Source organism: Sandarakinorhabdus sp. DWP1-3-1, assembly GCF_049896705.1.
GTDB lineage: Bacteria > Pseudomonadota > Alphaproteobacteria > Sphingomonadales > Sphingomonadaceae > Sandarakinorhabdus.
In genome coordinates, this window is sequence record NZ_JAFCUV010000001.1 from 914,637 (window position 1) to 926,574 (window position 11,938).

Genomic DNA, 11,938 nt, shown 5'->3' on the forward strand with positions numbered 1-11,938 from the left:
TGGCGCGGGGGGCATTTCTTCGGCACAGAGTTCGGCGTGACTCCGCTTGAAGCCCTTGCCGCGCTGTTCGGCCTCGTCAACATCACGCTGATCGCACGGCGATCGCTGCTGAACTATCCGTTCGGCGTAGTGACGGTCTGCCTCTATTTCATCGTTTTCGCCCAGGCCCGGCTCTACAGCGCCGCCGGCCTGCAGGTGTTTTTCCTCGCTGCCCAGCTTTACGGATGGTGGTACTGGCGGCGTGCCGTCGTCGACGTCACCAAACCGGTGCCCGTCCGCACCCTGCAACGCCGGTCGCTGCTGATGGTCTTCGCCGCCGGCATCTGCGGCACCACGTTGCTCGGCCTGGTGATGAGCCGCTACACCGACGCCGCCGCCCCCTGGTTCGATGCCGGCAACGCCGCCTGGTCGATGGTCGCGCAGATCCTCACCGATCGCCGCCACGTCGAAAGCTGGCCGTTGTGGATCGCCATCAACATCCTGTCGGTGTGGCTTTATGCCAACCAGGGCCTGCTCGCCACCGCCGGGCTTTATGCCGTCTATCTGTGCATCGCCTGCTGGGGGTGGGACAGCTGGCGCCGGGCCGTGACATGAAGCGCGCCTGCCTGATCGGCGTCGAAAGCACCGGAAAATCGACCTTGGCGCAGCGGCTTGCGGCCCGCTTCGGCGGCGTCGTCATGGCGGAGTATGGCCGGTCCTGGGCGGAAACGCTGGGCACCGATTTCACCGTCGCCGCGCTGCGCGACATCGCGGAGGGGCACCTCGCGGCCCGCCGCCAACTGGAGGCCGACAAGCCGCCGCTGATCATCGAGGACACCGACATCGTGATGACCAGCGCCTGGTCGCGGATGCTGCACGGCCGCCGCGACCCGCTGCTCAGCGCCATCAAGGCCGATGCCGACCTCTACCTGCTGTTCACCCCCGACACGCCATGGATTGACGACGGCACGCGCCTGTTCGGCGGCGCCGCGCGCACCAAGTTCCACCGCACCATCGCCGACGAACTGGCGCTGCGCGGCATCACGCCGGTGATCATCGCCGGCGATTGGGAAGGCCGGCGCCTGGCCGCGGAGGCGGCGATCACCGCACTGCTGGCGCGATAAGGTTGCAAGCGCCGGCGCGGCACTCCAAAGCAGCGCCATGGCCAACATCCTCCTTACCGGTGCCTCGCGCGGCATCGGCGCCGCCGCCCGCGACGTGCTGATCGCAGCCGGGCACAACGTCATCGGGCAGAGCACCGCCGGCAGCAACGGCATCATCGCCAGCGATTTCGCCCAACCCCGCGCCGCCGATGCCCTGTGGGCCGCGGCGCTGGCCCGCGCCGGCGGCCGCATCGATGTCGTCATCAACAATGCCGGCGTCTTCGAGGATGCCGACATCACCGACGCCGACCAGTTCGCCACCATCTGGGCGCGCAGCCTTGCCATCAACCTGCAGGCCGCCGCCGATCTTTGCCGCCACGCCGTGCTGCACTTCCAGGAAAATGGCGGCGGCCGCATCGTCAATGTCGCCAGCCGCGCCGGCCACCGCGGCGACAGCCCCGCCCACTGGCACTATGCGGCGGCGAAGGCCGGCATGATCGCCATGACCAAGAGCATCGCCCGCGGCTATGGCGCGCAGAACATCGTCGCCTATGTCGTGGCGCCGGGCTTTACGCTGACCGACATGGCGGAGGCGTACATGGCCACGCCGGCCGGCGCCCAGGTCATCGCCGACACGCCGCTGGGTCGCGTCGCCACCGCCGGCGAAGTCGCCGAGACGATCCGCTGGCTGGCCACCGACGCCCCGGCCTCGCTGACCGGCGCGACGCTCGACATCAACGGCGCCAGCTATGTCCGCTAGTGGCTGGGCGCTGACGCTCGCCTGCAACCGCGCCGATGCCGAGGCGATGCCCGAGATCGGCGATGTCTTTCCCGACCTGCTCGATCCCCCGACACTGAATGTGGAGGAGCCCGACCCCGACCGTCCCGACGACTGGGTGATGACCGCCTATTTCGCCGACGAACCGGCGCCGGACCTGGTGGCGCGCATCGTCGCGCTGTTCCCGGCGGCGCGCGACGTGACGATCGCCCCCCTGCCCGCTGCCGACTGGACGACATTGTCGCAGCGCGGGCTGGAGCCGGTGCGCGCCGGGCGGTTCGTCGTCCACACCGCCGCCCATGCCGATGCGGTGCGGATCGGCGACATCGGCATCGCCATCGAGGCCGGGCTCGCCTTCGGCACCGGCCAGCACGCGACGACGCACGGTTGCCTGCTCGCCATCGACCGGCTCGCCAAACGTCGCAAATTCAGCGGGATCGCCGACCTGGGCACCGGCACCGGCGTGCTGGCCATCGGCGCGGCGCGACGCTGGCGGAAAGCCCGGACCATCGCCAGCGACATCGATCCGGTATCGGTTGCGGTCACGCGCGGCAATTTGCACGACAATGCCATGCCGGAGGGCCGCAGCGCCGGGCGTATCGAACTGGTGGAGGCCGCCGGGGTCGCGCACCTGCGCCTCGCGGTGCGCGCGCCCTATGACCTGATAATGGCGAACATTCTCGCCGCCCCGCTGATCGACATCAGCCGTGATGTGTCGCGCCTGCTGGCGCCGGGCGGTGTGCTGGTGCTGGCCGGGCTGCTGCAATCGCAGGCGCGCCGGGTGCGTGCGGCGTATCGCCGGCACGGAATCGTGCCGCTACGCCAACACCGGCTGGGCGAATGGCCCTGCCTGGTGCTGACGCGGCCTGCTCGCGCGGATTAGCGCGGAGCCTCAACGTCGTTAGCGCCTAAAGCGCGTGGAACAGCCTGTTGTCGCTGACCACCGGGTTAAGGCGCAGGCGGGGCTTGCGGACCATCGGCTTGGTCTTCTGTTCGGCATCGCCGAACGGACGCTGCCGAGGCTCGTAGTCCTGAAGGATAACCTTCATCGCTTGTCTCCTCATCGTCGTGGGCTAATTCCCATCGACAAAGTGGGATATAAAGACAACCGAAATGATTGTGCACTGCATCATTGCGATGAGCAGCCATGCACCGAATGCATGGCGAAACGGAATCAGGCACTTGTGCGCTCATCCATCATGGCGTGCGATGAACCTTGAGAGCGTGTCGCGCCACGCCGCCGGCGCATCGAACTGCGCCATGTGCCCCGCTCCCGAGAGCATCGCAAAATCGGCCCGACCGAACAGCGGCAGCATCGCCCGCGTCGCGGCCGGCGTCATGATGTCGAGCTCGCCGCACATCAGCAGCGTCGGCGCGGTCACCCGCCGCGCCAGGCCGTCGTCATCGAAGCCGGCGAGCGCGCCTTCGAAACCGCCCACCAGGTCGGTACCCGCGATCGCTGCCGCCACCGCATCACCGCGGTCCTCGGGCGTCGGCGCCATATAGGGCATGGCGACATCACGCACGCTCGTCCTGGCGAGGTGCTTGCGCATGAACACCCCCATCGCCTTGCCATAGGCTGCCGGATCGCTGGCCGCCCCCGCCGCCAGCACCGCGCCGGCACCATCGGGCAGGCCCGGCAGCAGGCTGGCGATACTGTCCTTCGCACGCCTCGCCGACAGCGGCGCCCCCTGCAGGACCAGGCTCCGCAAGCCCGCCGGACGGGTGGCGGCATAACGGTTGGCGACGATGCCGCCCCAGCTGTGGCCGAGCAGATGCACCTGCTCCAATCCCAGGGCCGCGCGGATCGCGGCGATCTCCCCGACAAAACGATCGACGGTCCAGTTGGCCTTGTCGCCCGGCGCGTCGGAGCGCCCGCTGTCGAGCTGGTCATAGAGCACCACCGCGCGCGTGTCGGCGAGCGGCAGCGCCGGGAAGAATTGCCACAGCGCGCCGCCCGGCCCGCCATGGACCATGAGCAGCGGCGGCCGCTTCGCCTTCAGGTCGCCGTTGATCCGCACATACAGGCTGCCGCCGGCGACCTTGACGCGCAGCTCGCGATCGGGTGGCGGCACCCCGGCCTCGGCCGCTCGCGCCACCCCGGGCAGCAATGCCGCCGCCATGCCGGCCATCACCGCGCGCCGCCCGATCGTCATGCCCCCGCCCCCTGCAAAGTCCGTCAACCGCCCGCTGCGTCCGCCACCAGCGCCTGCCATTCGGCCTCGTCAATCACCCGCACGCCCAGCGCCTCTGCCTTGGCGCGCTTCGACCCCGCGTCGGCGCCGGCCACGACGAGGTCGGTGCGCGCCGAGACCGATCCCGCCACCTTGGCACCCAGCGCCTCGGCCTGCGCCCGCGCCTCGTCGCGGGTCAGCGCCGTCAGCGAGCCGGTGAACACCACCGTCTTGCCGGTCAGCGCCGTCTGCCGCGCCGCCACCAGCGCTTCGGGCGTCACCTGCCCCAGCAAGTCGGCAAAGGTCGCCTGGTTGTGCGGTTCGGCAAAGAAATCCACCAGCGCCTCGGCGACCACCGGCCCGATGCCACTGATGTCGGTGAGCCGGGCAAGTGCTTCCGGATCGTCGGCCGCCGCCAGCGCCGCGTCGCGCAGGCCCTCGGCCGATCCGAACGCCCGCGCCAGGTCGCGCGCCGTCACCTCGCCGACATGGCGGATGCCGAGCGCATAAAGGAATCGATCGAGCCCGACCGAACGCCGCGCCGCGATGGCGCCGCGCAGATTGTCGACCGATTTCGCCTTGAACCCCGGCAGCGCCAGCAACGCGTCGCGTTCCAGCCGGAAGATGTCGGCGGGCGTCGCGATCATGCCCGCGGCGGCGAACTGCTCGATGCGCTCGCTGCCCAGCCCCTCGATATCGAAGGCCAGCCGCGACACGAAATGCCGCAGCCGCTCGTTGCGCTGCGCCGGGCAGGTCAGCCCGCCGGTGCACCGCCGCACCACCCCGCCCTCCTCCCGCACCGCCGTCGAGGCGCACACCGGGCAATGATCGGGGAACTCATAGGCCGGGCCGCGCGCCGCGTCCGACGGCACCCGGCCGAGGATCTGCGGGATGACGTCGCCGGCGCGCTGCACCCGCACCCGGTCGCCGGCGCGCACGTCGAGCCGGTTGATCTCGTCTTCATTGTGCAGCGTCGCGTTGGTGACGACGACCCCGCCGACCGTCACCGGCTGCAGTCGCGCCACCGGCGTCAGCGATCCGGTGCGGCCGACCTGGATATCGATCGCCAGCAGCGTCGTTTCGGCCTGCTCGGCGGCGAATTTGTGCGCGACCGCCCAGCGCGGGCTGCGCGCCACCTGCCCCAGCCGCGCCTGCCAGTCGAGCCGATCGACCTTGTACACGACGCCGTCGATATCGAAGGGCAGGTCGGCCCGCATCGCCTCGATCCGCCGGGTGAATGCAAGCGCCGCCTCGATGGAATCGCACTGCGCCCGCAAGTCGCCGATGTCGAAACCCCAGCCCGCGATCACCGCCATGACGCCGGTCTGAGTATCGCCCGGGACCGCGCTCATTTCCCCCCAGCCATGCGCCAGGAAACACAGCGGCCGCGCCGCCGTGATGCTCGCATCGAGCTGGCGCAGCGAGCCCGCGGCGGCGTTGCGCGGGTTGGCGAACACCTTGTCCCCTGCCACCGCCTGGCGGGCGTTGAGCGCGGCAAAATCGGCCTTGCGCATATAGACTTCGCCGCGCACCTCGGCGACATCGGGGGCGTCGTCCGGAAGCGTCATCGCCAGCCCCGACACATGGCGGACATTGGCGGTGACATTCTCACCAACCGCACCGTCGCCGCGCGTCGCCGCCGTCACCAGCCGCCGCCCCTCATAACGCAGGCTGCACGACAGCCCATCGATCTTGGCTTCGGCGAGCAGCGCCACCGGCTCCTCGGCGGACAGCCCCAGGAAACGCCGCACCCGCCCGACGAACTCGCGCGCCTCGTCATCCGAAAACACATTGTCGAGGCTCAGCATCGGCCGCGAATGCACCACCTTGCCGAACCCCGCTGCCGGCGCCGCGCCGACCTTCCAGCTTGGGCTATCCTCGCGGACCAGATGCGGAAAGCGCGCCTCGATGGCGCTGTTCCGCTGCACCAGTGCGTCATACTCGGCATCCGAAATCACCGGCGCATCCTCGCCGTGATAGCGCCGGCCATGCTCGGCGATCAGCGCACCGAGCCGCGCCAGTTCGGCGGCGGCCTCGGCCTCGGTCATTTCGTCGGGCGGCATGTCCATGGCGCCGCCGATAGCATCACCCCGGCGCCGCCGCCAAGCCATGCCCGACTAGTTGCAGCCCAGCGACAGGCTGGTGCCGCTCGACTTCACCACCCGCACGTCTTCCGGCTTGACGCCGCTGCGGACCTCGACATGAATATTGTCGAGATCGGGCACGCCGTCCTTGTGGAACAACAGCTTGAAGCGGCGCTGGCTGAGCAGCAGCGCCTCGTCGAGCGGCTTGCATTCAGTCGATCGCGTCAACCGCAGCCCGACGAGCATGCCGTCGCCATCGTAAAGCTCGTCGTAGCCGACCTCGACTTCGATTGTGTCCTTGTTTGCCAGGGCCGGGCATTCGGCCTTCACCGCGGCGCATTTGACCTCGGTTTCGGGCTCCTCCGCCCAGCGCGGTACCGGGCTGAACTCGAACGGCGCTGCCCATGTCGGCCATGCCAGCAACGCGGCCATCACGGCCACCCACAGCTTCGTCATTCGCGTCCCTCCCGCGCCGCCAGCTTAACGTATCGCGGCTGCGATTGACACCGGCCCGCCCGCCCGCCCTATTCACGTTCATGAACCCGCTCTACGCCAGCCTGCCGACCACCATCTTCGAAACCATGTCGGCGCGCGCCCGGGCGACCGGCGCCATCAACCTCGGCCAGGGCTTTCCCGATGCCGGCTGGCCGCAGGATGTCCTCGACACCGCCGCCGCGGCGCTGCTGACGGGCTCGAACCAGTATCCGCCGATGGCCGGCACGCCCGGGCTGCGCCGCGCCATCGCCGACCATTACCGCGCCCACCAGGCGGTCGATCTCGACTGGGAAAGCGAGGTCACCGTGACCTCGGGCGCCACCGAGGCGCTGGCCGCGGCGCTGCTGGCGCTAATCACGCCGGGCGACGAGGTCGTGCTGTTCCAGCCGCTCTACGATGCCTACCTCCCGCTCGTCCGCCGTGCCGGCGGCGTGCCGCGACTGGTGCGCCTGGCGCCGCCCCGCTGGCAGTTCAGCGAAGCCGACCTTGCCGCGGTCTTCGGCCCGAAAACCCGCGTGGTCCTCATCAACAATCCGCTCAACCCGTCGGCCTCGACCTTCGACCGCGCCAGCCTCGAACTGCTGGCCCGCTTCGCCGCCGCCCATGACGCCATCGTGGTCAGCGACGAGGTCTGGGAACATGTCGTCTTCGACGGCGCCGCCCACACCAGCGTCCTCGCCGTGCCGGCACTACGCGAGCGCAGCGTTAAGATCGGCTCCGGCGGCAAGATCTTCGCCCTGACCGGCTGGAAGGTCGGCTGGATGTGCGCCGGCCCCGACCTCACCCGCGCCCTCGCCCGCTCGCACCAGTTTCTCACCTTTACCACCCCGCCCAACCTGCAGGCCGGCATCGCCCAGGGGCTCGCCAAGGACCCCGGCTGGTTCACCGCGATGCGTGCCGGCTTCCAGCGGTCGCGCGACCGGCTCGTCACCGGCCTCGCCGCCGCCGGCTTTGCGATGCTGCCCAGTGCCGGCACCTATTTCGTCTCGATCGACCTCACCGCCTCGGGCATCGGCCACGGCGATGTCGAGGTGGCCGACCGGCTGATCGCCGCCGGCGTCGCGAGCATCCCGGTCTCCGCCTTCTACGCCGACGATCCGGTCACCAGCACGCTGCGCCTGTGCTTCGCCAAGCAGGACGCGGTGCTGGACGGCGCAATCGCGCGGATGACGGCGGCACTGCCGGCTTTGCTGGCGAGCCAAGTCGGCTCCCGCCGAGGTTCGGGACAGCCCTAGCGATCCCGCCCGTAAACGTCCTCCCGAAACCCGACCCCGTCGTCCTGCACGGTCAGATAGGTCAGATACACCGGCACCGGCGCCGCCAGCGGCACCGCCTGTTCCGGCGCCCGGCCGGCACCCCGGATCGGCCGCCCCAGCAGCCACTTCCCCAAAGCCGGTGCATCCTCCAGCCGGATGCAGCCATTGCTGAAATGCCGGTCCGCCGGCTTGAACAAATGACGATCGGGCGTGTCGTGGAGATAGATGCCGAGGTCGTTGGGGAACATGAACTTCACGCGCCCCATCGAATTGGCCCCGCCCGGCAGCTGGCGCAGCCGCAGCTCCTGCGTGCCCGCCGCTACCGCCGGCCAGTCGATGGCGCTCGCCGGCAAGCGCTGCGGTGCCACGGACCAGTCCGACAGCGCCTCATAGCCCATCGCCTTCAGCGACCGCCCGGCGAGCACTTTCGGCGCCACCAGCGTCTGCGCCAGGTCGACGGGGACGTTCCAATAGGGGTTGAGGACCGCATATTGCAGCATGCCCGCGAGCATCGGCGTCGGCGTCTCCGGCCGGCCGACGACGACCTTCATGGCGCCAAGCTGCCGGCCGGCCTGATAGTACCAGAGCCGCCCCGACGATGCGTCGACAACGACATGATGGGTCCAGGGGCCCGGCAGCACCCGCGCCCGATCGAGGTTGCGCCGCAGCCGGTCGAGTGTCTCCCGGTCGGCGCCGTCGGCCCGTGCCCGCATCACCTGCCTGCGCAGCCGCAGATAATGCGGGCTCATCCAGCCCATCGTCGCGACATAATCGGCAAAGGGCTGCGGCAGTGCAGCGGCGCGCAGCACGGCGTCGGGCGCCAGCTTCGCCGGCTTCAGCCGCGGGTCGAGCCAGGTCATCTCGTCGCCGCCCCGCGGCTTGCGCAGGTCGCGGACATAGCGGGCAAGGCTGGTCGACAGCAGCACCTCCGCCCGGGCCACGGCGCGCGCATCGCCGCCGCGGGCCGCCGCAATGGCATCGAGGAGCTTTTGCGGCTTGTACGACGATGGCTTCAGGCCGTCGGCATCGGCGGTGGCGAGATCATCGACCAGCGCCGCCGCCTGCGGCGGGATCGCGCCGTCGGCAGCCCAGAGCGGCTGGAAACCGCGTGTCGCATAGAAGTCGCGAACCTTGCCACGCGCCTCGCTGCGGATCGCTGCGCGCAGGTCGGCAGGCTGCGCCGCAGCCGGCGCCGCAATCGCGAACGACAGCACAACAGGCAGCAGCCAGCGGGGAACCCCGAGGTTCGGCATTCCCCGCAGCAGGATCAGCCGCGTTCGCCGCGGCGGGTCGGCATCGGCATCGGCGGCGGCGGCGGCGGCACATAGTTGGCGTGGTAGATGCCATCCGACGTGTAATAGCCGTCGATGATGCCATCGCCGTCGCGATCGGCAGCGACGCTGCCGGCGACGGCGCCCAGCGGCGGGGGCGGCGGTGGCGGCAGCGGCGGCGCGGCCGCGACTTCACTGCGCTGCGCACAGGCGCCGAGCGCGAGGCTGCCGAAAACCGCCAGAGCCAGGATTGGGATACGCAAGAGACCCTCCACTTTCACCATAACCGTCATCCGGAATGTCGGTCGAAAGCTTGCGGGCATATGAACGGCGCCGTGCCGCGTCGGCAAGTCGAGCGCAAATCGAGGCGATACGATCGCCGTGCCGTCCACCCGGGACAGCGCGCCGCTCGACGCGCGTCAGAAGCGGAAGCCGCCGGTGATGCTCCAGGTCCGCGGATCGCCGTAATAGACGGTCTGGATGTTGCCGACCGACGAGAACTCCTGCCCGTCGGTGCGGTACAGCGTGTTGGCGAGGTTCTTGACGCCGCCGCGGACATAGAATTGCCCGCCCGACGCATCGTACTGGACATAGGCATTGGCCAGCCAATAGCCCGGCTCGGTCAGCCCCGGGCGATTGTCGACCGACAGGAAATGCTTGTCGACGAAACGGGCGTCGCCGCCGAGCGTGATCGATCCGGCGCTGCCCAGCGGGATGGTATAGTCGGTGCCGAGCGTCAGCGTGATCGGCGGCGCAAAGGCCGGCTTGCAGGTGATCGCGGCGCCGGTCGGGTTGCACGAGAAGGTCGACGGCGGCACGCGGCGGCCGTCGTTGAACTCCTGGTATTTGGCGTCGAGGTAACCGAACGCCATACGCAGGTTCCAGTTGGTCGCCGGACGCACCGCCGCCTCGGCCTCGATGCCCCAGATGCGCAGCTTGCCGGCGTTGATCACCGGGAACACGCCGGTATTGGCGGCGCCGACCGTGCCGCCGCCGACGCGGGCCTGGAAATCGGTATAGTCGCTGTAGAAGACATCGCCCGACAGCCGCACCTTGCCGCCCATGAACACGCCCTTGGCGCCGGCCTCATAGGTCCAGACTTTTTCCGGCTCGAACCGCGTCACCAGCGTCGGCGTGCCGTTGACCACCAATGTCAGGTCGTTGAGCGAGTTGGCGCGGCCGTTGAAACCACCCGACTTGAAACCGCGGCTGGCCGACACATAAAGCAACGTGTCGTCGACGGGCTTGAACGACAGTGTCGCCATCGGCGTCCAGGCGTCGAAGCTGGCGGTGTTGTCGCCATTCAGCGGCGCGGGCAGATTGTCGGGGAAGGCAAAGCGGCCAACCAGCGCCGCCAGGTTCGATGTCGTGGTGGTGACGCGGTTGTAGCTGCGATCTTCCTTGGTATAGCGCAGCCCCGCCGTCAGCGAGAGCCGATCGGTGAAATCATAGGTCGCCTGGCCGAACGCCGCGTACGACTTGGTGTTCTGCACATCGTCGATGAAGCGGGTGAAGGTCACCGGGCCGCCGAGGAAGGTGAACAGGTCGTCGGCATAGGCTTCCTGGTGCGAGCGGACGGTCTCGTTGAGGTAATAGAGCCCGAACACGCCCTTGAACTTGCCGGCATCCCATTTCAGCTGCACCTCCTGGCTGAACTGGTGCTGGTCGACGCCGACGAAGACATCGCCCAATTCGGCCTCGGTGGCATCGATGTCGATGAAGAAATCGGGGCGCAGCTTGCGATAGGCGGTGATCGAGGTCACCGTGAAGACGTCCGAAAGCTCGACATTGGCGGTCAGCGACACGCCCCAATGGTCGAGCTTCTGGCCCTCGCCGTTCCGGAAACTGGTCGAAGCCTTGTAGTCATAGGGGCCATAGGGGTTGGCCGGCACCAGCGTCTTCACCGCCACCGGGAACAGGCTGGTCTGGATCAGCGGCGTTGTCGCATAGCCGAGCGTCAGCGCCGTGCGCTGGCGGGTGTAGTCACCCGACAGGATCAGCTCGACCGTCTCCGCCGGCTTGGCGCGCAGGATGGCGCGGGCGCTGATGCCGTTGCGATCGTTGTATTCCTTGCCCGTCAGCGGATCGGTGACGATGCCGTCGCGCTTGTCCCATTGGCCAGCCAGCGACAATGCCAGCTTGTCGGCAATGATCGGAGCCGAGACATAGCCGTTGAGGAGGATCTGGTTGTAGCTGCCATATTGGGCGCTGGCCTCGCCCTTGAGCACGCCGAGATCGGGCTTTTTCGACACGATCGAGACGGCGCCGCCGATGGTGTTCTTGCCGTACAGCGTGCCCTGCGGCCCGCGCAGCACCTCGATGCGCTCGACATCGTTGAGGCTGAGCAGCGCGCCCTGGATGCGGCTGAGATAGACGCCATCGACATAGACACCGACGGCGGGATCGAAGGTCTGCAGCGCGTCGGGCTGGCCGATGCCGCGGATGAAGATGTTGGCGCTGGCCGACGAACCGCGGCCCTGGACGATGTTGAGATTGGGCGACGCCCCCTGCAACCCGCCGAGGTCGATCGCCTGCAGCCGCGCCACATCGGCGGCACCGAACGCGGTGACCGCGACCGGCACGTCGATCAGCCGTTCGTCGCGGCGGCGGGCGGTAACGATGATCTCGGCATCGGCGCTTGCGGCCTCGGTGATCGACTGGGCTCCCGCCGGCGCCACCGGCAACAGCGCCGAAAATGCCACGCCGAGCGTGAGGGCAGCGCGAATTGAGATGGCCATGTTTGTCTCCCCGACGGTTCACGCATAACGGTTGCGTATCGTTGGGGCGTGCAATACTGA

The 11,938-nt window shown here is 69.0% G+C and carries 12 protein-coding genes; 5 read left to right on the forward strand and 7 right to left on the reverse strand.

Features of this window, described 5'->3' with window-relative positions:
• Nucleotides 1-36: 36 nt before the first annotated feature.
• Genes pnuC through ACP7AI_RS04300 form a run of 4 tightly spaced genes read left to right on the forward strand, consistent with a single transcriptional unit; the run spans nt 37 to nt 2,743 of the window.
• Nucleotides 37-594 (forward strand): nicotinamide riboside transporter PnuC, encoded by a 558-nt coding sequence (gene pnuC, locus ACP7AI_RS04285; RefSeq protein WP_426164471.1) that lies wholly within the window; start codon nt 37-39, stop codon nt 592-594.
• Nucleotides 591-1,103, forward strand: coding sequence for an AAA family ATPase (locus ACP7AI_RS04290; protein WP_426164473.1), 513 nt, complete (start codon nt 591-593; stop codon nt 1,101-1,103). Before pnuC ends, ACP7AI_RS04290 begins: the two co-directional genes overlap by 4 nt.
• A 37-nt stretch (nt 1,104-1,140) precedes the next feature.
• Nucleotides 1,141-1,842 (forward strand): SDR family NAD(P)-dependent oxidoreductase, encoded by a 702-nt coding sequence (locus tag ACP7AI_RS04295; RefSeq protein WP_426164475.1) that lies wholly within the window; start codon nt 1,141-1,143, stop codon nt 1,840-1,842.
• On the forward strand, nt 1,832-2,743 hold the full coding sequence (locus ACP7AI_RS04300) for a 50S ribosomal protein L11 methyltransferase (protein ID WP_426164477.1): 912 nt from the start codon (nt 1,832-1,834) through the stop codon (nt 2,741-2,743). Before ACP7AI_RS04295 ends, ACP7AI_RS04300 begins: the two co-directional genes overlap by 11 nt.
• 25 nt (nt 2,744-2,768) lie before the next feature.
• On the opposite strand, the gene ACP7AI_RS04305 is transcribed toward ACP7AI_RS04300, so the two are convergent.
• The 4 genes from ACP7AI_RS04305 to ACP7AI_RS04320 form a co-directional block, all read right to left on the reverse strand.
• Nucleotides 2,769-2,909 carry a hypothetical protein gene (locus tag ACP7AI_RS04305; protein WP_426164479.1) on the reverse strand — a complete coding sequence of 47 codons (141 nt, stop codon included), beginning with the start codon at nt 2,907-2,909 and terminating at the stop codon, nt 2,769-2,771.
• A 141-nt stretch (nt 2,910-3,050) separates the two neighbouring features.
• Nucleotides 3,051-4,016, reverse strand: coding sequence for an alpha/beta fold hydrolase (locus ACP7AI_RS04310; protein ID WP_426164481.1), 966 nt, complete (start codon nt 4,014-4,016; stop codon nt 3,051-3,053).
• A gap of 23 nt (nt 4,017-4,039) precedes the next feature.
• Nucleotides 4,040-6,103, reverse strand: coding sequence for an NAD-dependent DNA ligase LigA (gene ligA / locus ACP7AI_RS04315; protein WP_426164483.1), 2,064 nt, complete (start codon nt 6,101-6,103; stop codon nt 4,040-4,042).
• Nucleotides 6,104-6,151: 48 nt separating this feature from the next.
• A complete protein-coding gene (locus tag ACP7AI_RS04320; RefSeq protein ID WP_426164486.1) occupies nt 6,152-6,574 on the reverse strand; it encodes a hypothetical protein in 423 nt (140 codons plus the stop codon).
• Between the two features lie 80 nt (nt 6,575-6,654).
• On the opposite strand from ACP7AI_RS04320, the gene ACP7AI_RS04325 reads away from it, so the two are divergent.
• On the forward strand, nt 6,655-7,848 hold the full coding sequence (locus ACP7AI_RS04325; RefSeq protein ID WP_426164489.1) for an aminotransferase: 1,194 nt from the start codon (nt 6,655-6,657) through the stop codon (nt 7,846-7,848).
• On the opposite strand, the gene ACP7AI_RS04330 is transcribed toward ACP7AI_RS04325, so the two are convergent.
• The 3 genes from ACP7AI_RS04330 to ACP7AI_RS04340 form a co-directional block, all read right to left on the reverse strand.
• Nucleotides 7,845-9,122: a L,D-transpeptidase family protein gene (locus ACP7AI_RS04330; protein WP_426164491.1), complete on the reverse strand. Its 1,278-nt coding sequence runs from the start codon at nt 9,120-9,122 to the stop codon at nt 7,845-7,847. The two genes, ACP7AI_RS04325 and ACP7AI_RS04330, sit on opposite strands and share 4 nt — an antisense overlap.
• Nucleotides 9,123-9,136: 14 nt before the next feature.
• Nucleotides 9,137-9,403 carry a hypothetical protein gene (locus tag ACP7AI_RS04335; RefSeq protein ID WP_426164493.1) on the reverse strand — a complete coding sequence of 89 codons (267 nt, stop codon included), beginning with the start codon at nt 9,401-9,403 and terminating at the stop codon, nt 9,137-9,139.
• A gap of 156 nt (nt 9,404-9,559) precedes the next feature.
• Complete coding sequence (locus tag ACP7AI_RS04340) at nt 9,560-11,878, reverse strand: TonB-dependent receptor (protein ID WP_426164495.1); 2,319 nt, start codon at nt 11,876-11,878, stop codon at nt 9,560-9,562.
• Nucleotides 11,879-11,938 lie beyond the last annotated feature (60 nt).

Excerpts from the sequence above, each read along its gene's own strand:
- ACP7AI_RS04290 (WP_426164473.1), top strand. The coding sequence starts at position 591 with ATGAAGCGCGCCTGCCTGATCGGCGTCGAAAGCACCGGAAAATCGACC.
- ACP7AI_RS04295 (WP_426164475.1), top strand. The coding sequence starts at position 1,141 with ATGGCCAACATCCTCCTTACCGGTGCCTCGCGCGGCATCGGCGCCGCC.
- ACP7AI_RS04300 (WP_426164477.1), top strand. The coding sequence starts at position 1,832 with ATGTCCGCTAGTGGCTGGGCGCTGACGCTCGCCTGCAACCGCGCCGAT.
- ACP7AI_RS04305 (WP_426164479.1), bottom strand. The coding sequence starts at position 2,909 with ATGAAGGTTATCCTTCAGGACTACGAGCCTCGGCAGCGTCCGTTCGGC.
- ACP7AI_RS04310 (WP_426164481.1), bottom strand. The coding sequence starts at position 4,016 with ATGACGATCGGGCGGCGCGCGGTGATGGCCGGCATGGCGGCGGCATTG.
- ligA (WP_426164483.1), bottom strand. The coding sequence starts at position 6,103 with ATGGACATGCCGCCCGACGAAATGACCGAGGCCGAGGCCGCCGCCGAA.
- ACP7AI_RS04320 (WP_426164486.1), bottom strand. The coding sequence starts at position 6,574 with ATGACGAAGCTGTGGGTGGCCGTGATGGCCGCGTTGCTGGCATGGCCG.
- ACP7AI_RS04325 (WP_426164489.1), top strand. The coding sequence starts at position 6,655 with ATGAACCCGCTCTACGCCAGCCTGCCGACCACCATCTTCGAAACCATG.
- ACP7AI_RS04330 (WP_426164491.1), bottom strand. The coding sequence starts at position 9,122 with ATGCCGAACCTCGGGGTTCCCCGCTGGCTGCTGCCTGTTGTGCTGTCG.
- ACP7AI_RS04340 (WP_426164495.1), bottom strand. The coding sequence starts at position 11,878 with ATGGCCATCTCAATTCGCGCTGCCCTCACGCTCGGCGTGGCATTTTCG.